The sequence below is a fragment of the Sorangium sp. So ce204 genome (genome assembly GCF_051526795.1).
GTDB lineage: Bacteria > Myxococcota_A > Polyangia > Polyangiales > Polyangiaceae > Sorangium > Sorangium cellulosum_B.
This window is the reverse complement of record NZ_CP150317.1, coordinates 10,112,028-10,130,959: the sequence shown is the minus strand read 5'-3', so window position 1 is coordinate 10,130,959 and position 18,932 is coordinate 10,112,028. Positions and strand designations below refer to the sequence as shown.

Annotated in this window: 13 protein-coding genes; 6 read left to right on the top strand and 7 right to left on the bottom strand. The window is 72.0% G+C overall.

Annotated features, from left to right (window positions below; translation table 11 throughout):
* Positions 1–56: 56 nt before the first annotated feature.
* Positions 57–1,055 carry a helical backbone metal receptor gene (locus WMF22_RS38030; RefSeq protein ID WP_438032930.1) on the bottom strand — a complete coding sequence of 333 codons (999 nt, stop codon included), beginning with the start codon at positions 1,053–1,055 and terminating at the stop codon, positions 57–59.
* Between the two features lie 192 nt (positions 1,056–1,247).
* Between WMF22_RS38030 and WMF22_RS38025 the strand changes: the two genes are divergently transcribed.
* Positions 1,248–2,654, top strand: a complete 1,407-nt coding sequence (locus tag WMF22_RS38025) for a serine/threonine-protein kinase (protein WP_437294844.1) — start codon at positions 1,248–1,250, stop codon at positions 2,652–2,654.
* Positions 2,655–2,887: 233 nt separating this feature from the next.
* On the opposite strand, the gene WMF22_RS38020 is transcribed toward WMF22_RS38025, so the two are convergent.
* Positions 2,888–3,487: a DUF2231 domain-containing protein gene (locus WMF22_RS38020; protein WP_438032929.1), complete on the bottom strand. Its 600-nt coding sequence runs from the start codon at positions 3,485–3,487 to the stop codon at positions 2,888–2,890.
* A 472-nt stretch (positions 3,488–3,959) separates the two neighbouring features.
* Between WMF22_RS38020 and priA the strand changes: the two genes are divergently transcribed.
* The gene (gene priA, locus WMF22_RS38015) at positions 3,960–6,428 is read left to right on the top strand and encodes a replication restart helicase PriA (protein WP_438032928.1); all 2,469 of its coding nucleotides are present in this window, start codon (positions 3,960–3,962) and stop codon (positions 6,426–6,428) included.
* Positions 6,429–6,478: 50 nt separating this feature from the next.
* On the opposite strand, the gene WMF22_RS38010 is transcribed toward priA, so the two are convergent.
* A complete protein-coding gene (locus WMF22_RS38010) occupies positions 6,479–7,060 on the bottom strand; it encodes a hypothetical protein (RefSeq protein WP_437294841.1) in 582 nt (193 codons plus the stop codon).
* Positions 7,061–7,420: 360 nt separating this feature from the next.
* On the opposite strand from WMF22_RS38010, the gene WMF22_RS38005 reads away from it, so the two are divergent.
* Positions 7,421–7,867, top strand: a complete 447-nt coding sequence (locus WMF22_RS38005) for a helix-turn-helix domain-containing protein (RefSeq protein WP_012239654.1) — start codon at positions 7,421–7,423, stop codon at positions 7,865–7,867.
* A 12-nt stretch (positions 7,868–7,879) separates the two neighbouring features.
* On the opposite strand, the gene WMF22_RS38000 is transcribed toward WMF22_RS38005, so the two are convergent.
* Positions 7,880–8,521, bottom strand: coding sequence for an RNA polymerase sigma factor (locus tag WMF22_RS38000; protein WP_438032927.1), 642 nt, complete (start codon positions 8,519–8,521; stop codon positions 7,880–7,882).
* A gap of 541 nt (positions 8,522–9,062) precedes the next feature.
* Between WMF22_RS38000 and WMF22_RS37995 the strand changes: the two genes are divergently transcribed.
* From WMF22_RS37995 to WMF22_RS37985, 3 genes are all read left to right on the top strand, one after another.
* Positions 9,063–9,980 carry a prephenate dehydratase gene (locus tag WMF22_RS37995; RefSeq protein WP_437294839.1) on the top strand — a complete coding sequence of 306 codons (918 nt, stop codon included), beginning with the start codon at positions 9,063–9,065 and terminating at the stop codon, positions 9,978–9,980.
* Between the two features lie 287 nt (positions 9,981–10,267).
* Complete coding sequence (locus tag WMF22_RS37990; protein ID WP_438032926.1) at positions 10,268–12,361, top strand: PPC domain-containing protein; 2,094 nt, start codon at positions 10,268–10,270, stop codon at positions 12,359–12,361.
* A 426-nt stretch (positions 12,362–12,787) separates the two neighbouring features.
* Entirely contained in the window at positions 12,788–13,912 is a 1,125-nt protein-coding gene (locus tag WMF22_RS37985; protein ID WP_437294837.1) for a hypothetical protein, read from the top strand.
* 201 nt (positions 13,913–14,113) lie between these two features.
* Here WMF22_RS37985 and WMF22_RS37980 read toward each other — a convergent pair whose 3' ends face one another.
* The 3 genes from WMF22_RS37980 to WMF22_RS37970 all read right to left on the bottom strand — a co-directional run bounded on the left by WMF22_RS37980 (position 14,114) and on the right by WMF22_RS37970 (position 18,606).
* Complete coding sequence (locus WMF22_RS37980; protein WP_438032925.1) at positions 14,114–16,108, bottom strand: bifunctional metallophosphatase/5'-nucleotidase; 1,995 nt, start codon at positions 16,106–16,108, stop codon at positions 14,114–14,116.
* A gap of 91 nt (positions 16,109–16,199) precedes the next feature.
* Positions 16,200–17,483 carry a diaminopimelate decarboxylase gene (locus WMF22_RS37975; protein ID WP_438032924.1) on the bottom strand — a complete coding sequence of 428 codons (1,284 nt, stop codon included), beginning with the start codon at positions 17,481–17,483 and terminating at the stop codon, positions 16,200–16,202.
* Positions 17,484–17,685: 202 nt separating this feature from the next.
* Complete coding sequence (locus WMF22_RS37970) at positions 17,686–18,606, bottom strand: protocatechuate 3,4-dioxygenase (RefSeq protein ID WP_438032923.1); 921 nt, start codon at positions 18,604–18,606, stop codon at positions 17,686–17,688.
* Positions 18,607–18,932 lie beyond the last annotated feature (326 nt).

Sequence of the window (18,932 nt, the reverse complement as noted above, 5' to 3'; positions counted from 1 at the left end):
CCGCAAGGCCGCGGAAATTCGGCGTCGCACCCCCTGACCCGACGCTGGCGCGTGCATCAGGGACGGGCGGCGTCGACGATCTCGCGCAGCCGACTGAGCCCCTCGAGCGCCCTCGCGCCGTACCACATGAGGTCCTTGCCGTCGCACCTGATCACGTGGCCACGGCGGGCAGCGGGGATGTCGAGGGAGCGAAATATTGCCGCGTCGGCGTCGCTGAAGGCGTGCGGCTCATCGGGCAGCAGGACGAGCTCCGGGGCGCGGGCGATCACCTCGTCGAGGATCACGCGGGGGTAGCGGAGGTCGCGGCCCTCGACGCGCTCGGGGGGCAGCGGCGGCGCCTTGCCCAGGTCGGCCGCGAGCGGGTAGCGCCGGGGCCGATCCTCGAAGACGTTCTGCGCGCCCACGAGATCGAGCATGTCGGAGAGGAACGTGTCGCCGTGGACGGTCATCAGCGGGTCCATCCAGATCGGGACGAAGGCGCGGACCGGCGGGCGCTCGCGGCGCCGCGCCTCGGCCGCGGCGTGGGCGCGGTAGGCGGCCGCGACCAGCTCGCGCGCGGCGGCCGGCGGCGGCTGGCCCGGGGCGCCGTGCTCCACGTCCGCTGAGGGGGCGGGCGCGCCGGGCCTCGCCGCGGCGTGCCCGAGCAGGCGCGCCAGCCGGGCGAGGTGCGCCACGCCGTCGGCGACCCGCTTCGGGAACGAGACGAGCACCCGGAGCCCCGCGGCGTCGAGGCGCTCGATGTCGCGCTTGCTGTTCTCCTCCTGGTTCGCGACGACGACGTCGGGGTCGAGCGCGGCGATGCGGTCGACGTCGGCGTCCTTCGTGCCGCCGACGAGCTCGATGCCCTCGACGTCCTCGGCGGGCGCGACGCAGTAGCGGGTGCGGCCGACGAGCCGATCCCGGGCGCCGAGCCGGAGGAGCGAGTACGTGTCGCTCGGCACGAGCGAGACGATGCGCCGCGGAGGGGAGCGCCACTCGTGCTTGCGCCCCCGGTCGTCGACGATGCGGATGAACGACCCGGCAAAGGCCGGTCCCCAGCCTGCGCTGAACGCCATGCGCCGGATGTAGCCCGCCGCCGCGCGCGCTGCACGCGAACTGACGTGAACTGACGTGAACTGACGTGAACTGACGTGAACTGACGGTGAACTGACGTGGACTGCGCCGCGCCTGAGCAGCGCGCCCCAGGGCCTGAACAGCGCCGCGTCCACTTAGTTGGCCCGCCCGGGCGAAGTCTGCGACGACGGCTCGTGCAGATCGATCGCCTCGATGTGCGTCGCGGAGGCACGCTCCCGTACCCGCCTTCCGGCCTGCCTGCTCTCCCCCTCGGTGCCGCGCGCGAGGAGACCCCTCGCCGCCGGGCGGCGCCCCGCGGGGGGCGGCTGCTGCCGTGCCAGATCGGTCGCTACACGCTGTTCGATCACATCGGCCAGGGAGGGATGGCCGATCTCTACCTGGCCCGGGTGCGCACGGACCTCGGCGCCGCGCGCCTCGTCGCCATCAAGGAGGTCGCCCCGAGGTTCGCGCACGACCCGCGCTTCGTCGAGATGCTCGCGAGCGAGGCCAGGCTCGCTGCGGGGCTGCGCCACGCGTCCATCGTGCAGGTCGAGGACCTCTGCCGCGAGGACGGCTCGCTCTTCATCGCGATGGAGTACGTCGAGGGCCTCGACCTGCGCGAGCTGCTCCGCCGCTGCGCGCGCCAGAAGGTGAAGTTCCCGGTCGCGTTCTCGCTGCTGATCATCGCCGAGGCGCTCCAGGCGCTCGCGTACGCCCACCGGAAGGGCGTCGTGCACCGCGACGTCTCGCCGTCGAACGTGCTCCTGAGCTTCGAGGGCGAGATCAAGCTCTGCGACTTCGGCATCGCCCGCGCGCACGAGCGCTGCGGCGCCATGGACGAGGCGCTGCAGGGCAAGGCCGGCTACATGAGCCCCGAGCAGGCCCGGGGCGAGGCGCTCGACGCGCGATCCGACGTCTTCGCGGCGGGCATCCTGCTCTGGGAGCTGCTCGCCGGCCGGCGGATGTACAGCGCGGGCCCCGGCGCCGCGCTCTCCAAGGAAGCGGCGCGGGGCGATCTGCTCGAGCTCGCGCGGCGCGCGTCGATCCCGCCGCTCGTGGAGCGCGGGCTCCCCGACGAGGCGGCGCTCCACGCGATCGTGGCGCGGGCGCTCGCGGTCGCGCCCGACGAGCGCTACCCGAGCGCGGCGGCGATGCTCCAGGACATCGCCGCCTACGCGGCGGCGGCCGAGCTGACGGCGAGCCCGCTGCGCTTCGGGGCGTGGCTGCGCGACAACTTCGGCGCGGAGCTGGTCGCGCCCCGCCGGGCGCGCGAGCGCGCGGTGCGCGCGCTGGAGCTCGGTCCGCCTGCGGTGATCGAGCCGATCGCGACCGCGGCCATCGCGCCGAGCGCGATGGACATCGGCGCGCAGGGCGCGATGGCGATGGCAGCGCCGCCGGTGATGGAGGCCGCCGCGCCGCCCGCGAGGGCGGCCGGCGCGCAGGGCGCAGAGCCCGCCGCGCCGGCCCTGGCCGAGCCCCCGCCCTGGGCCAGGGCGCAGCCTCCGCTCGCTCGCCCGCGGCAGCGCTGGCTCGTGCACAACGCGCTGCTGTTCGCCCTCGCCGCGCTCGTCATCGCGGGCTGCTATCTCGCGGCGCGCTAGAGCGACAAACGGGTCGAAGCCGCACGCAAACAGCGAGAAGTTGAGACGCCAAGAGACGCCAAGAGACGCCAGAAGACGCCAAGATTTATTGTTTTTTTGGCGTCTTCTGGCGTCTCTTGGCGTCTTCTGGCGTCCATTTCTCGGGTTTCCAAGCTGAACGGTGTTCTAGCGCCCGCGCGGGCGAGGAGGACGTCGCATCTCGCTCCCGTCCGGCGCGCCGGCGCCCCTCGCCGTCAGACCGCGTCGGCGATCGGCGCTTCGGGCACGGGCACCTGCATCTCCGGCCTCCGCTCGCACGCGTCGCTGCCGATGCCGACGCCGTAGCGGTAGATGAGCTCTCCGCCGAGCCAGCCGCTCGCCCCCGCGAGGCCGAGCCCCGCGGTCGACAGCGCGATCCCGAGCGGCCGCAGCCCGATCGCCCGGGAGGCGAGCGAGGCGCCGTACAGGCCGGCGATCGCGAGGTTCACGGCGCCGTGGACGAAGCCGATCCGCTTCGCGGGGCCGAGGGTGGTGCTCCAGTCGGCGAGCCCGGCGAAGGTGGCCACGAGCGCCCCGCCGAGGCCGATGGCCGCTGTCGCGTCCGCTCCCCGATGGAGACGACGCCGCCTGCGGCCGACGCCGGCGAGATCGAGCACCAGCGCGCAGGACCAGGCGCCGATGGGGATGGTCACGAGCACCGGGTGCAAGGGGTGCCCGAGGAACTTGCCATGCAGCACCTTGGCGACCGTGGGCGCTCGCCTCAGGGCGGACTGGATGCCGCGCTGAAGCGGGTCGGCCATCCGGTCGATCCAGTCCTGCTCCTCGATTCCCCCCAAGACTGCGCTTCCGATCATGTTCCCCTCCTCCGAGGCGCGTGGCTTCGCGGATTTCCAGCGCATGGCGCCCGCCCCGCCGACCGTCCAGCGGTGAACCCCTGACCGGATCCCGAGCAATCGGCGGACCCGCGGGAGCGGGTCGGGCGTTCCCATCCCCTCCCGCGGCGCGTGCCTCTGCGGCGCTCGAGCAGGCCGCGCAGTTCGCTTCTGCAATGATGTTTTGCCGAAATTTCAGGTTCGAAATCAGCGAGCGCCCCATCTGAAGTGAAATACGTTCGAATCGCGGATCCCGCGGATGGCATGGACGGTGCTCTATGTCCGGCCAGCGCTGCCGGCGCGGCCTTCCCCCCCCCGAGGCCCCGGCGGCGCTTTTTTTTTGGAGTCTTTCCTTTCCGGGCGCGGCGCCCGCGCGCACGCCCTGCGTTCCTCGTCCCGGGCGGCGTTCTCTGGTATCTCGCCCGTGCCGCGCCGCGCGCGGCCTCCCGGAGCGATGCCCCTCCTCGCCGACGTCGCGGTGCCCGTCCCGCTCTCGCAGGCCTTCACCTACGAGGTCCCCGCCGCGCTCGCCGGCGAGGTCCGACCGGGGGCGCGCGTCCTCTGCGAGTTCCATCGGCGCAAGCTGCTCGGCGTGGTGCTCGCCGTCAGCGAGCGCAGCGCGGCCATCGATCCGTCCAAGATCAAGCCGCTCGCGGCGCTCGTCGACGCGCGCCCGGCGCTGCCGGCGGAGCTGCTCGCCTTCCTGCAGGAGCTCGCCGCCTACTACTTCGCGCCGATCGGCGAGGTGCTCCGCCTCGCGCTGCCGGCGATCGAGCGCGAGCAGGTGCGCGCGCTCAAGGCCCAGGGGGAGCTCGACGGCGTCCTCGACCTCGGCCGCGCCAAGCAGGTCGGCGGCCGCAAGGTCGCGTACGCGAGCGCGACCGACGTCGTCGAGGAGCCCGGCACGCTCCGCGGGCAGGCCGCGGCGGTGCTCGCGCTGCTCCGGGCGAACGGCGAGCAGCCGGTCGCGCGGATCGAGGAGCGCTTCGGCAACGCGCGCAGCGCCCTGAAGAAGCTCGCCGAGCGCAACCTCGTCACCCTGGACGAGCGCGAGCCGCCGCGCGACCCGTTCTTCCGCCGCGCCGAGGAGCGCGACGTGCCCCCCGAGCTCAACGCGGCGCAGGCCGAGGCCGCGGCGCGCATCGACGCCGCGCTCGCGGCGCTCGCGCCGTCCGGGGGAGGGGAGCACCCCGCGATCGCCCAGCAGGAGCCGCCGCCCGCCGGGCAGGAGCCGCGGCCCGCCGGGCAGGAGCCGCGGCCGAGCGCGTTCCTCCTCTTCGGCGTGACCGGCTCCGGCAAGACCGAGGTGTACCTGCGCGCCATCAAGAGCTGCCTCGAGCGGGGCCGCGGCGCGCTCGTCATGGTGCCGGAGATCGCCCTCACCCCGCAGCTCGTCGCGCGCTTCCGCGCCCGCTTCGGCGACGAGCTCGCCGTGCTGCACAGCGGGCTGAGCGACGCCGACCGCCACGCGATGTGGGCGAGCCTCCACGGCGGCAAGGTGCGCGTCGCCATCGGGGCGCGCTCCGCGCTGTTCGCGCCGGTGCCGGACCTCGGCCTCATCCTCGTCGACGAGGAGCACGACGGCTCGTTCAAGCAGGAGGAGGGCGTGCGTTACCACGCGCGCGACATGGCGCTGCTCCGCGCCCACCGCGCGGGGGCGGTGTGCGTGCTCGGCTCCGCGACCCCTTCCATCGAGTCCGTCGCGCTGGTGCGCCGCGGCAAGCTCGCCGAGCTGCGCCTGCCGGACCGCGCGCACCGCGAGGCCAGCCTCCCCGAGGTCTCGCTCGTCGATCTCCGCCGCTTCCGCGCCGGCCCCTCGGGCGATCCGCTGATCTCCTTGCCGCTGCACCGCGCGCTCGAGAAGACGCTCGCGGCGAAGGAGCAGGCGATCCTCTTCCTGAACCGCCGCGGCTTCGCGCCGAGCGTCGTCTGCGGCTCGTGCGGGACGCTGACCACGTGCGACGCCTGCTCGGTCGCGCTGACGTACCACCGCGGGCGGCGCCGCGACGCGCGCGCACCTTCGCCGGGCGACGCGCGCGCGCCTTCGCCGGGCGGCGCGCCCGCGCCCGCGGCGCCGCTCGACGAGCGGCCGGAGGGCGGGCGGCTGCGCTGCCACTACTGCGACTATGCGGGGCCGCTGCCGGACCGCTGCGGCGCGTGCGGCGCGCGGAACCTGCTGCTCGAGGGGCTCGGCACCGAGCGGCTCGAGGCCACGATCGCCGGCGCGTTCCCGGAGGCGCGCGTGGCGCGCCTCGATCGCGACGTCGCCGGCAAGGATCGCTCGCAGGCGATCCTCGCGAGGATGCGCGAGGGCAAGATCGACATCCTGGTCGGCACGCAGATGGTCACGAAGGGCCATGACCTGCCCAACGTGACGCTGGTCGGCGTGGTGAACGCCGACGCCGCGCTCGGGCTGCCCGACTTCCGCGCGGCCGAGCGCGGCTTCCAGCTGCTCGTGCAGGTGGCCGGGCGCGCGGGGCGGCGCGACCGCCCCGGCCGCGTGCTCATCCAGACGCGCAACCCCGAGCACCCGGCCATCGCGTTCGCCGCGGCGCACGACGTGCCCGGCTTTCTCGAGCGGGAGATCCGCGACCGCGAGGAGGTGGGTTATCCGCCGGCCACGCGCCTGGCGCTGCTCCGCATCGACGCGGTCGACGAGAGCGTGGGGCGCGGCGCCGCGGCGAAGCTCGCGGCCCACGCCCGCACCTGCCCCGAGGGGGTCGCCCGGCGCGTCGAGGTGCTCGGCCCGTCGGCGGCGCCGATCGCGCGGCTGCGCGGGCGCTACCGGTTCCGGGTGCTCCTCCGGGCGCGCGATCGCGGTCCGCTCCGTGGGGCGCTCGCGGCGCTGGCCGGGCTGATAAGGGATGGCCTTGACCGGAACGCCCGGGTGATCATCGACGTGGATCCGGTCGCCATGCTGTGACGGGCGATCTCCCTGGGAGACGGGCGCGCTCGCCGCGCCGGCGGCGCTCTCTACCCGGATCCACGCGCGGTGAGCTCGCCGAGCGCGTCGCGCGACGCGCGCGAGAGCCGCTCGAACTCCGCGCCCAGCCAGTCGAGGAACGCCGCGTCCCACGTCGGCCCTTCCGGGCGGGACGCGACCGCCTCGGCGAGCTCACGGTCCCAGCGGCCGTAGACGTCCCGGAGGAGCGCGTGCGCCCGGCGGCCCTCGGCGGACGCAGGATCCGCCTGGCCGTCCGCGCGCTCGGCGAAGGCGTCCTCGCAGAGGAAGTAATTGCATGTCGCAGCCCGCCGCTCGGCGGGGACGGAGCAGCCGCGCGCGCCGTGATAGACGCACTTCGATTGCCGCGGGGCCGTGCGCTCCTCCCGCTTCCGCACGCGCCGGAGCTCGAGTCCGCGGCTCACGGGGAGCAGGTTGCCTGCGGCGATCTGCTCGAGCAGCCAGCCACGGCCGTCGAGGGAGACGATGCGCCCGATGTCCGTCCAGTCGAGCTCGGGCGGGCTGACGCAGCACCCCGCGGGGCCCTGCGGGCACTGGGCGCACAGCGTCGAGTGCAGCCGGGTGTGCTCTCCTGAAAGCTCCAGACGGATCATCGAACCCCTTGCCGTCCCCCGAAGGGGCCGAGACACGCGCTCGCTACAGCGCACATCCTGCCAGCGAACGCGCCAGGAATGGCAGAAGCGCCCCGCGGCTGCAACCGGCGCAACCGACGCAACCGACGCAACCGGCGCAACCGGCGCAGACCCCGCGTCGACCCGAGCGGCGGCCAAGCGCCCCTCCTCACAGGCATAAGCGATCGAGGAGCGCGAGAACTCGCACTCCCGGGCGCTCTTGGAGGAGCTGAATCAGTTATAGTAAGTAACGGACATCGACGTGCGCCCCGCGCGAATGCAGGGAGAAGCGTGCGATCATGCTTTTCCGGTCGCGGCGGGAGTTGATAGGCTGCGCCGGCCATGAGCGATGCGCTTCCCAAGGAGGTCGGTCGGGCCATTCGCGTGCTCCGGCAGCTGCACGGGCTCACTTACGCCGAGTTCGCCGAGAAAGCGCGCCTCTCGGCGACCTACCTGCGGCAGGTCGAGCGCGGCGAGCGCGATCTCGGGCTCGGCGCGCTGGCGCTCATCGCACAGGGGCTCAACTGCGATGCTCGGCTCCTCCTGCCCGGCGACGGGAGGAGCCCGGTCTCCGCGGTCGTCGCCGATCGCTTCGATCGCGCGCCCGAGGCGCTCCAGGAGGCGCTCCTCTTCCTGTTGATCGAGCCCGACGACTCGCCCAAGAAGCAGGCCATCCTCGCGCTCATCAACGAGGATCCGGAGCGCGCGCGGCTCCGCTCGCGGCCTCGGCCCGAGGAGCGCGGGTCGCGCGGCTCGGCCCCCTCGTCATCGAGCCGGCGCGGACGATGAGCCCCTGAGCCGTCACGTCCGCGCGGGCCAGCCCGCGACGCGAGGTGGCCCGGCGCCGGGCTCCGGCGAGCCGCCGCCCCGCGCCTCTTCGCCCGGCATCGACGCGAGGCGCCGCGTGGCCAGCTGCTGAAACGCGGCGAGCGCCCGGCTCCGCCGCTTGTACGCCGTCGAGAGGGGGATTCCCGCCCGGCTCGCGAAGGCCGCCATGGGGACGCCCTCGATGTCGTGGGCCATGAGGATCGCGCCGAGCTCGGCGTCGAGCTCGCGCAGGACCGCGCGCGCGAACAGGCGATCGCACGCCGAGATGAGCTGCTCCTCGGCCGAGGGCTCGTCGAGCTCTGCGTCGAAGTCGTCAGGCAACGGATCCTCCTTCCGGCGCCGCTCGCGCAGCCCGTAGTGGGACGCGGCGTGGACAGCGATCTTGTTCAGCCAGCGGTCGGACGGCCCGAGGTCCGGATCGTAGTTCCCGAAGCTCTCGTGCGCCGCGAGCATCACGTTCTGGGCGATGTCCCAGCGATCCCGGCGCGGAACCCCCAGGAGGCGAAGCCATCGCCGCACGAGCACGATCGTTTTCTTGTTGAAGATCCGCCAGTAGGCCCCTTCTCTGTCGTTCGGCGGCCCTGAACCATGGCCTCCACGCCCCGTTCCCGACATCGCGTAACGATCGTTATCACAAGAAACGGAACTTGCAAAAACTGGTCGTGGCGATCACAGGCGAAATTTGATCGAAAAAGTGGTCATATGTATGTACATGTGGTCATCTCCTGCGCCGGCCTCCGCCTGGCCAACTGCGCGCATGCAGGCCGAATCGCTCGGGAAAGCGCCGAACGACGATGGTTCTCGCGATGTAACGATCGTTCCTCGCCCGAACCTGGGTCAGGGGACCTCCCGGCGACGTCGGCAACGATGGTGCTCCCTCCCGGCTGATGAAGCGCGATCGCCGGGCGGGCGGGCGGGCGGACTCGGCGGCCGCGGCCTGGTGCGCCGCGGGGGGCGGGCGCCTCCTTGCGCGGGTAGGCAGGCAGGCGAGACGCCCCCGCTTTCCTCGCTGGACTCCGCCGCATCGCGCCGGTAGACAGGCGGCGTTCGATGCACAGCTTCCATCGAAGGATGCCGGCCCCACGGCGGAGCGGCGCGCCCTGTGGGGGGCGTGTCGCGACCGTCTGCGCGGGCGCTGGCGAGGCGCCCATCGCTCATGTCGGCTGACGCGGGGAAGCCAGGGACGGCGCGCGGCGACGACGCGGCGCCCGCGGCGAGCGACGCGGCAGGGGCCCCGGCGGCGCGCCAGCGGGTCGCCTACTTCGGGCGGCCCGGGACGTTCAGCCACGAGGTCGCGTCCCGGCGCTTCGGCGCGAGCGCGGACCTCACGCCCCGGCGCACCATCTCGGAGGTGTTCGACGCCGTGGCCGGCGGCGCGGCGACCTACGGCGTCGTGCCGATCGAGAACGCGGTGGGCGGACCGATCTACGACACCGTCGATCAGCTGATCCGCCGCGAGGGCACGGGCGCGGCGCTCGTCGTGTGCGAGGAGCTCTCGCTGCACGTCACGCTGTCGCTCCTCGGCAGGGCGGGCGTGGCGCCGAAGCGCATCTATTCGCACTTCGTCCCGCTCAAGCACTGCGGCGACTGGCTGCGCGAGACCTACCCTGACGCGCAGATCCTCGAGGCCGAGAGCACCGCCGAGGCGGTCGAGCGCGCCGCGCAGGACGGCGAGGCCTGCGCGATCGGCAACAGGGGCGCGGCGGCCATCTACAAGCTGGAGATCCTCGTGCCGAAGCTCGGCGCGAAGGGCGAGAACATCACGCGCTTCTTCATCGTCGGGAAGGCCGCGGAGCCGCCGGCCTCGGGGGGGCGGACGCTGCTCCTGTTCGGGCTGGACCACCGCCCGGGCGCCCTGGTCGCGGCGCTCTCCGCGCTCGGGAGACACCACATCAACCTCACGCGCATCGTCTCTCGCGCGCTGCCGGACAGCCCTGAAGAGTACCTCTTCCTCGTCGAGTGCGAGGGCAGCACGGAGGAGCCCGCGTTCAAGGAGGCCCTCGCGCTGCTCGAGCAGCACGCGACGGGCGTACGCTCGCTCGGCTCGTTCCGCGTCAGCCAGAAGTACGAGTAGGCGCCCCGGGCCGACCCGGTGACGATCGCCGACCCGCGCGGGCCCTGTCCGCGCGGCGCGGCCGGAACGTCGGATGACCGAGAGTCCACCGCGGCGGACGCGCGCCAGCCGCTCGTCGCGTGGGCGCCCCCACGCGCGGGGAGGACAACGCCGCTGCGAAGATGGGAATATCTTTGCGCGGGGTATCCCGCGTGACTCACGCGCTCTTTTCAATAACCACTTACCCCTCGCCTGTGACTAGAACGCTCGACAGGTGCGCTCTCGCACTCCTCACTAGGCAGGGTGGCATGGATCTACATTGGCGATGGCTCTTCGTGGTGGTGCCGGCGCTCATGGGTTCTCTGGAAGCGTGTGATGTGGGCCCATCGGAATCGGAGTCGACGGTCGACAGCGAGATGCAGAGCGGCGGGGCGAGCCAGAAGCGCCTCCCCGCCGGCGCGAGCTGCAGCTGCGATGCGGACTGCGACGGCGAGGCGGCCGTCTGCATGCTCGGCATCTGCATGCAGCGCGCGGAGGGGCTGTGTACGGCGCCGAACAGCGAGCAGGGCTGCGCGCCCGGCGCGCGCTGCTTCAACACGGACATCCTGGCCGACTCGGGGGTGTGTTATCCCCTCTATGATCCAGAGACCTGCGATGGCGTGCAGAGCCGTCATGGCCTGTGCTCTCCCCGGCGCGGCGGCGGGTGCAACGCGGCCTGCGGCGCGGCGTGCGCGGAGGACACGGTCGGCGCCGGGGAGATCGGCGCGGCCTGCGGCGCCGACGAGGCGTGCTCGCTGCGCGGCGCGACCTGCTATCGTGACGAGGATCCCTCGGCGCCGAACGGCTGGGTGGAGGGGTACTGCCTCGCCTTCGACTGCGAGAGCGATGACGAGTGCGGGCCAGGCGCGGGCTGCTTCCCCGCGGCGGAGGGCGGCTCGCCGGTGTGCATGAACACCTGCGGCAGCGATCTCGACTGCCGGCCTGGCTACGTGTGTCACACCGTCGACGGCGACGGCAGGTCGGCCTGCTACGCCGGCTGCGACGGCGCGTCGACCTGCCCGGAGGGCACGACCTGCCTCGGGGAGCTCTGCGTATCGGACGATGTCGCGTGCTCACCCGACGTCCCGTCCGGCTGGTGTCCGGAGGGCAGCTCCTGCGACGGCGGCGCGTGCCGCAAGGGCCCCTCCGCCTGCGGCGCCGAGGGCGACGTCCTCGAGCCCAACGACGACCTGGGAGCAGCGGTGATCGCGCCCATGGGCGTCACGGGGGACCTCACCCTCTGCGAGGGGGACGAGGACTGGTTCAAGATCGTGGTGCCGGAGCGGACCCTCGTCCGCGTGGGCATCCGGTTCCGTCAGGCCGCCGGGGACATCGATCTGGTGGTCTATGACGGCGTGGGCCGCCTGCTCGGCGCGCGCGACGGCGCGCAGTACCCGTACGCGTACCGCGATCAGGAGACGGACACCGAGTTCTACGGGTTCTACTCCGAGCGGGGTGGCGCCGAGTACTTCGTCCGGGTCGTCGGCCACGACGGCGCGCAGAACGTCTATGGCCTGGACGTGACGTCGACTCCGTATGTCGACGGCCCGAGCTGCGTGGACGCCGGCTTCTCGTTCGACGAGTGCGCCGGCTTCGGCGAGCGCGGCGGCGGGCTCTTGCCGTTCCCGTTCCCCGACCTCGACGACTCGGCGGTCGGCGGCGGTTACATCTGGGAGACGTTCAGCAATTACCGCTTTGCTCGGCGCGAGCTCATCATGCTCGTCCGGGACGCCCTCGCGGAGACGCTGCACGCGTTCCCGGGCACGACGCCGCTCTCGCTGATCGACGTCTGCCAGATCAACGGCGTCACGCCCGGCTACGACGTCGACAGCCCGCGTCACCCCGAGTCGACGCACGACCAGGGGGGCAACATCGACATCGCCTATTTCCAGACGGACGGATCGAACGATGGGGAGATCATCTGCGGAGACGGGTCGAAGCACGAGGACGGGTACTGCTCTTCGGCGGCGAAGCGGAAGCACATCGTCGACCTCGAGCGGGAGGCGTTCTTCATGGCCAGGCTGTTCCGCTCGCCCCGCACGCGCGTCATCGGCGTGGACAAGGTCATCGCGCCGTTCCTGTCGAGGACCGCGGCCAAGCTGAACGCCCTCCCGGCGCGGGATCGGCGGAAGATCACCGACGACGAGCTCGCGAGCTTCTCGGACCGGATGGCGTACGGCGCGGGGTGGCCGTATCACCACCACCACATCCACCTCAGCATGGACTGGTGGCCGAAGAAGACCGCGGCCGGCGGCGGCACGCCGGAGGCGTCGTTCGCGGCGCCGCCCGCCATCCATCGTTCGCCCGCGCTCGCGGCCGAGCAGCGGATGGTGTGGCCCCCGCGGCCCGCGATCGTGCGGTGAAAGGTCGCTTGCGCGACTCGCCTCCCTCCTGGAAAAGTGCGCTGTATCCACAACGCACTCATGCATCGAAGGATGCCTCGTCTTGCTCCACAGCCGCTGCCTGCGGGGCCTTCCACCAGGCGACGTGCAACAAGCGACCGATGCCGGCCTGAGCCATGGGATTCCCGGCGTTGATCGAGGTTCTTCGCACGTGGATCCGGGGTGGCGTGCAGGCCCCTGTCACCCTCGATGCCTGACGCGCCGATGCGCGTGAAACAGCAAAGGATAACTACATGAGGGTAGGAATGTGGGATCAGCTCGGGTCCCATCTTCCACGCCCCGCGCCGCCATGCTTTACTGTCGCCGTTCTTGGGAAGATGTTGCCGCCTTTTCGGCGCCTTGTCCGCCGGACGGACAGGTCATCGACCACCTGAGGAGAGCTGCTTTATGAGCAAGGAACGAGATACCGAGACCCAGGGCCCGTTGTTCAAGGTCGTTGACCGGCGGCAGGCGCTCCTGGGGCTGGGAGTGATTGCCGTCACCGTGTCGTGCGGAGATGGCGGCGAGTCGGGTGACCCCAGCGGCGCCGGCGGAGGAGCTGCGAGCTCCGGGGGCAACGGGACCACGGGTCCGGGCTCGGGCTCGGGCTCGGGCTCGGGCTCGGGAGGCGGGGGGGCCGACCCTGCCACCACCACGGCGGGCTCGGGCGGCGCGGGACCGGGCAGCACCAGCTCCACGGCGGGCTCGGGTGGCTCAGGCGAGGGAGGCTCCGAGCCGGGCACGGGAGGTGGTGGTGGCGCCGGCGGCGGCGACAGCATCATTGCGCCGCCGTTCGACGATGTGCCGATGTGCAGGGCGATCAACAAGACGGACGGCGCCGGTCAGGGCCCCTTCTTCATTCACGAGCTCGAGAAGAACGACGACATCTCCCTGATCCGACAGGACATTCGTGGTCGCTACAACGAGAGCGCGCCGGAGGGCGTGGAGATGCACCTCCACCTGCGCGTTGTCGACCTGAGCGCGCCCGGCTGCGATGGCAAGGGCGTCGGCCTGCCCGATGTGGACGTTTACATCTGGCACACGGACGGGCAGGGGTTCTACAGCGGCTTCGGGACGAGGGGTGCTGCCAGCGAACAGAAGCCCGACTCGCCCTATGCGGGCAGGCCGGGTCAGAACGATCTCAACAACACGGACCGCTTCTGTCGCGGCGTGCAAACCACGGACGCGAACGGCGTCGTCTCGTTCCGGAGCATCTTCCCCGGCTGGTACAACGGCCGCGACGTTCACATCCACTTCGTCTGCTTCAAGAAGGGGTCGATGTCGAAGGGGCGCACCACGTACCAGGGTGGAGACCACATCTTCACGACGCAGTTCTACTTCGATCCCGCCTTCACCGACTCCGTTCATACCAAGTACGAGCCGTACAAGGCGCGCACCACCGGCAACCTGGCGACCTACTACCAGGGCGCCATCAAGGCCGACGAGGCGGGCAACAGCGGCCTTCGTGCCAAGGCCGTGATGGACGGGGACATCGTGATCGCCCAGATGCAGATCGCGGTGAATCCGGGCTAGGCAGGGCGGGCTCGCTCCCTTCCCACAGCTGCGTCGACCGACCGGCGGGCGCTCCTCGCCGGTCCACGCCTTCGGCGACGGCGCTCTCACCCGCGAGAACGTGACGTGGCCTGGCAACGCCGGCGACGGCTATGCACGCTTCCTCTATGCACGAAGGCCGCGCAGCTGAAGGGCGAGCTTGCGCATCTCCAGGAGGCCCGATCAGGGCACGACCGTGATCCGGTCGAGCGCGGGCGGGGAGACGGGTGAGCTCGCCGCGAAGTAGTCCCGCAGCGCGTCCAGATCCAGCGCGCCGCCGAGCCGATCGGTGCCGTCGTTGAGCACGGTGAAGCCGTCGCCGCCCGTCGCCAGGAAGCTGTTCACCGTCACCCGGTAGGTCCGCGCCGCCTCGATCGGGACGCCGTTGATCCGGATCGAGGCGATGTCGACCTTCGCGCCGATGGGCGCGCTCTGGCTGTACGTGTACGTGAAGCCGTCCGAGACCTGCAGGATCAGGCTCTGCTGCACGCCCCCCGCGTCCAGCCGGAACTGCTGCTCCAGCAGCGTGTCGATCTGCGCCCCCGTGAGGGTCATCACGACAAGGCTGTTGCCGAAGGGCTGCGCCGTGAACACCTCACCGAACGTGACCACCCCGTCGATGACCTCGGTGGACGAGGCCGCGTAGGTGAGGTCCGCGCGGATGCCGCCCGGGTTCATGAACGCGATCTCGGCACCGCCGGTCCTCGCGTCGCGCGTGGCGGCGAGCTGGGCGTCGGCGATCACCGCGCCCATCGTGAACAGCCCGGCGCCCATGGCAGGGACCGCGCGGTCGAGCGTCGCGGTGATGGTGCCGACCTGCACGTTGGCCAGCGGCGCCGCGAGGTCCTTGTAGCGTGTCACCAGGGTGCTCACGCCCGCGTCGGGCGCTTCGCGCGTCACGATGACGTTGTTCGCCGTCTTCGCCGTCACGTCGCCCGTGCTCTTGCTGATCTCCAGATCGATGTCCGTCACCAGGCGGCCGAACGACGCCGCGCTCGTCACGATCTTGTCGCCGAGGATGCAGTTGTACGCCTGATGGGTGTGCCCTGAGACGATCACGTCCACGGCAGGGTCGATGTTCGTGGCGATGTCGACGATGGGGCCAGAGAGGCCCGGGCACTCGTTGTAGAGGCCGGTGGGGAGCCCTCCCTCGTGGAGCAACACGACGATCGCCTCGATGCCCTGCGCCTGGAGCTCCGGGACGATGTCGTTCACTGTATCGACCTCGTCCATGAACGTCAGCCCCGCGACGCCGATGGGCGTCACGATGGTCGGCGTGTCCTCGAGCGTCATGCCGATGAAGGCGACCTTCACGCCGTCGAACTCGCGGACGTCGTAGCGCGGAAAGAGCGTCTTCCCGGTCGACGGATCCACGACGACGTTGGCGGCGAGGAACTTGAATGTCGCGCCAACGAAGGGGGTGCCGTCGCTGCAGCCGTCGACCGGGCTGCACCCGCCGTGCTGCATCCGGAGGAGCTCGGAGGTGCCCTTGTCGAACTCGTGGTTGCCGACGCCGTTGATGTCGAGGCCGAGCAGGTTCATGGCCTCGATCGTGGGCTCATCGTGGAACAGCGCCGACACGAGCGGGCTCGCGCCGATGAGATCGCCGGCCGAGACCACCACGGTGTTCGGGTTCGTGGCGCGGAGCGCGGCGACGCGGGACGCCAGGTAAGTGACGCCGCCGGCGTCCACGGTGGTGCTGGTGGGTGTGGCAGATACGGTGATCCTGCCGCTGCTGCCCGTGGGGGGCTCCAGGTTGCCGTGGAAGTCGTTGAGGGCGATGATCTGCACGCTCACGGTGTCGCCGCCGGAGCCGCCGGAGCCGCCAGCGCCGCCGGAGCCGCCGGTGCCGTCCGAGCCGCCGGTACCGCCGGAGCCGCCGGAGCCGCCGGTGCCGTCCGAGCCGCCGGTACCGCCGGAACCACCTGAGCCGGCATCGCCGCCGGAACCACCTGAGCCGGCATCGCCGCCGGAGCCACCCGAGCCGGCAGCGCCGCCGCCCGAGCTGGTACCCGTCGCGCCGCCGCTGCCGCTGGACACCGAGGCGGTGTTCGTCGCCTCGTCATCGCCGCAGCCCGCGCTGGCGACGGGTGGCACGCACAGCGCGGCTCCGAGGAGCGTGACCCGCCACGCTCGTGCGCATCGCCCGAGGACCCACGAAGCTCCGCTCGATCTCATCTCTGCTCCTCCACGCCGCTGCGCTCGCCGCTCCATGGTGCCACATGCTGGATTCCCCTGGAAACGGCCATGTGAACGCCGCGCGGCGGGCTCATGGCCGGCCGCGGCCGCGGCTCCAGAACGCTACGACGTCCTCTGGCAGCTCGCGCTCGCGCAGGACCCGGAGGTCGTCCGCGTCGACGCCGAGCACAGCAGGGATGCCGCGGCTGCAGTGGCGGGACCACATGCTCAGCGTGTAAGCCCCCGTGTCGCGGATGAGCACGAGATCACCGGGCGACAGCTCCGGAAACGCGAGCTCGCGGGCCAGCACGTCGCCGCCGAAGCAGAGCGGGCCGCCGAGGGTGCACGGCGAGAGCGGCCCCCCCTTGGGTTCGGCCTCGGGATCGAGCGCCATGAAGTCATGGTGCCAGTCGTCCGGGTGATACGCGCGGCGCAGCAGGAAGTCGGCGCCGAGGTGAAGGATCGCGGTGCGCCCGGCCGAGTCCTTCTTCACGTACTCCACCCGCGAGACCGCGAAGCCGCAGCCCGCCTGGATCCAGCGCCCGAACTCGGTGATCAGCGCGGTCTCCTCCTCGAAGAGCGTCGGCACCTCGCGCCGCAGCGCGGCCGCGTAGTCCTCGAGCGCCGGGGGGCGGTCCGTGCTCCTGTAGGCGACCGGCAGACCGCCGCCGATATCCATGGTTCCGGCGGCGAGCGGGCCCATCGCGCGCCGGAGCTCCTGGCGCAGCGCCTCGACGCGGCCGATCCCGTCGATGAGCTGCGAGAGCGCGCACCCCTGCGAGCCGACGTGCACGTGCAGCCCGGCGAGCCACGGGTACCGCGCGAAGGCGGCGCGCACCGCGTCCGCCTGTTCGAGGGGGACCCCGAACTTGGAGCGCCGATCCGCGACGCTGGTCAGGGCGATGCTGGAGGCCCCGACCTGCGGATTGATGCGCAGCCCGATCCGGCTGGCCGCCCCCCCGTGACCGACGAGCTCGTCGATGCGCCCGAGCTCGTCGAGGTTGTCGGCGTTGAGCCGCACGCCCAGGCGGAGGGCCTCCGCGATGTCGGCGCGGGACTTCGCGGGAGAGTCGTAGACGATGCGGTCGGGAGGGCAGCCGGCGGCCAGCGCGAGCTTCACCTCCTCGAGCGAGGCCGCCTCGAGCCCAGCGCCGCAGTCGACCGCCGCCCGCAGGACCTCCACGAGGGGGTTCGCCTTGATCGCGACGGTGTGGAGGGCGCCCGGCGGAAACGCCGCGCCGATCCGTCCGATGCGCGCCCGCATGCGCCCCAGGTCGTGGAACAGGACCGCCGGCTCCACATCCATCCCGCGGCGCCGCGCTTCCCGGAACGCGCGCGCCATGCTCCCGGGATCCAGCCGATCCGTGTCGCTCATGGAACCTCCCTGCCGCAGTCTGGCGCCCCCGAGGGCGATTGTCCGCCCCGCGCCGGCGCGGCGAACGGCAGAGGTGCCCTGTTTCCTCGAAATTTCGTGACGCTCGGCGAGCAGCGGGCAGGCGCGGTCCCGGCTCGCCGAGGGGTGGCCCGGGTCGAGCCGGGGGCGTGACGCACGGCCCCCGGGCGGGACACCCGTGCGCTCAGGCCTCGACGATGATGTTGAGAATGCTGGTGATCAGCCCCGAGGTGTACGTGGCCGGCATGACCACGCCGCCTGGCGGCGGATTGAGGCTGGATGCCGCGAGGTTCGCCGAGCGAGCCGCGTAGGCTGGCTCCTTCTGGAAGACCTCCGCGCTGAGGTCCGCGTCGAAATAGAGCTGCGTCGTGATCAGCCTGGTCGTGGCTCCGTTGATGCGAGCGACCATGTGGACGTGGACCGGCCGCCCCGCGTCCGACCCGGGATAGATCGACTTGAAGCCCACGATCCCGTTGCGGTCCGAGAGCTGCACGCCGCGGCAGAACCGATCCTGGCTCTCCGGGGTGTGATCGGCCGCGCCCGTGGGCGGCGTGGAGGGGCTCGGATGCTCGAAGCCGCTGGTTCGCCCATCCGCGTCACAGTGCCAGATGTAGACCTCGGCGTCGGGGATGGGCTCGTTGTTGTTCCGGGCGTCGAGCAGGCGGACATGGAGCCGGAGCTCGCAGCCGGGGTGGTCGTCCCGGATGTCGCTGCGAAACAGGCTGATGTCGTTCGGGATCTCGCTGTCGTCGATGAAGAACGGACCCCCGATGTCCGTGGCGGTCAATCGGCAGCTGCCGGCGCCCTTGAAGATCGACGGATCCAGCGCGTCGGCGCCGCCCGCGCCCACGCCGCCGACGGCGCTGCTCGAGCTGGTGGCGATGGGGCCGGCGGTGCAGCTGCCCGAGCTATCAGGGCCGCTCCACGTGCTCCCCTCGCCGCCGGTGCCGCTCCCGCTCAGGTCGCCGCCCCTCTCGTCGTCCTCCCTGCAGGACACGAGTACGGGCCTGGTGATGGCGAACGCCCCGAGCTTGACGAGGGGCTGCCGACGGTTGAAGACCCAGTCGAGCAGCTCTCGCGGCACGGCTCCTTGGCTATTGCGCATACAACGGTCTCCTTCGATGAGTCGCTGATCTGACCCGTGCAATCACCCTGGCTCGACCGGACAGGGAGCGGCGTCCCGCGCCGGCGCTGCCCATGCTGGCGCCGTGGCTGACGGCGGGGCCGTGGTCGACGCCGCCAGCGCCGCCGGTCGCCGGGGAGGCGCTCGTCGGCGCCGTGTCATCGTCATCGGGCGCATCATCGCCGTCCCCGGTCTCGGACTGGCACGCCACCATGACGAGCGGCGGGATGAGCGCGCCGAGGAGGGGTCGGGGAGCACGGGTACCGAAGCTGCCCGAGGACAGGCTGCCCCACCCGCTGTTCACGGTG

What these genes read in the sequence shown, in the direction of transcription:
- WMF22_RS37985 (WP_437294837.1), top strand. Translation starts at nt 12,788, where the DNA reads ATGAGCAAGGAACGAGATACCGAGACCCAGGGCCCGTTGTTCAAGGTC.
- WMF22_RS37990 (WP_438032926.1), top strand. Translation starts at nt 10,268, where the DNA reads ATGGATCTACATTGGCGATGGCTCTTCGTGGTGGTGCCGGCGCTCATG.
- WMF22_RS37995 (WP_437294839.1), top strand. Translation starts at nt 9,063, where the DNA reads ATGTCGGCTGACGCGGGGAAGCCAGGGACGGCGCGCGGCGACGACGCG.
- priA (WP_438032928.1), top strand. Translation starts at nt 3,960, where the DNA reads ATGCCCCTCCTCGCCGACGTCGCGGTGCCCGTCCCGCTCTCGCAGGCC.
- WMF22_RS38000 (WP_438032927.1), bottom strand. Translation starts at nt 8,521, where the DNA reads ATGTCGGGAACGGGGCGTGGAGGCCATGGTTCAGGGCCGCCGAACGAC.
- WMF22_RS37975 (WP_438032924.1), bottom strand. Translation starts at nt 17,483, where the DNA reads ATGAGCGACACGGATCGGCTGGATCCCGGGAGCATGGCGCGCGCGTTC.
- WMF22_RS37970 (WP_438032923.1), bottom strand. Translation starts at nt 18,606, where the DNA reads ATGCGCAATAGCCAAGGAGCCGTGCCGCGAGAGCTGCTCGACTGGGTC.
- WMF22_RS38005 (WP_012239654.1), top strand. Translation starts at nt 7,421, where the DNA reads ATGAGCGATGCGCTTCCCAAGGAGGTCGGTCGGGCCATTCGCGTGCTC.
- WMF22_RS38010 (WP_437294841.1), bottom strand. Translation starts at nt 7,060, where the DNA reads ATGATCCGTCTGGAGCTTTCAGGAGAGCACACCCGGCTGCACTCGACG.
- WMF22_RS38020 (WP_438032929.1), bottom strand. Translation starts at nt 3,487, where the DNA reads ATGATCGGAAGCGCAGTCTTGGGGGGAATCGAGGAGCAGGACTGGATC.
- WMF22_RS38030 (WP_438032930.1), bottom strand. Translation starts at nt 1,055, where the DNA reads ATGGCGTTCAGCGCAGGCTGGGGACCGGCCTTTGCCGGGTCGTTCATC.
- WMF22_RS37980 (WP_438032925.1), bottom strand. Translation starts at nt 16,108, where the DNA reads ATGAGATCGAGCGGAGCTTCGTGGGTCCTCGGGCGATGCGCACGAGCG.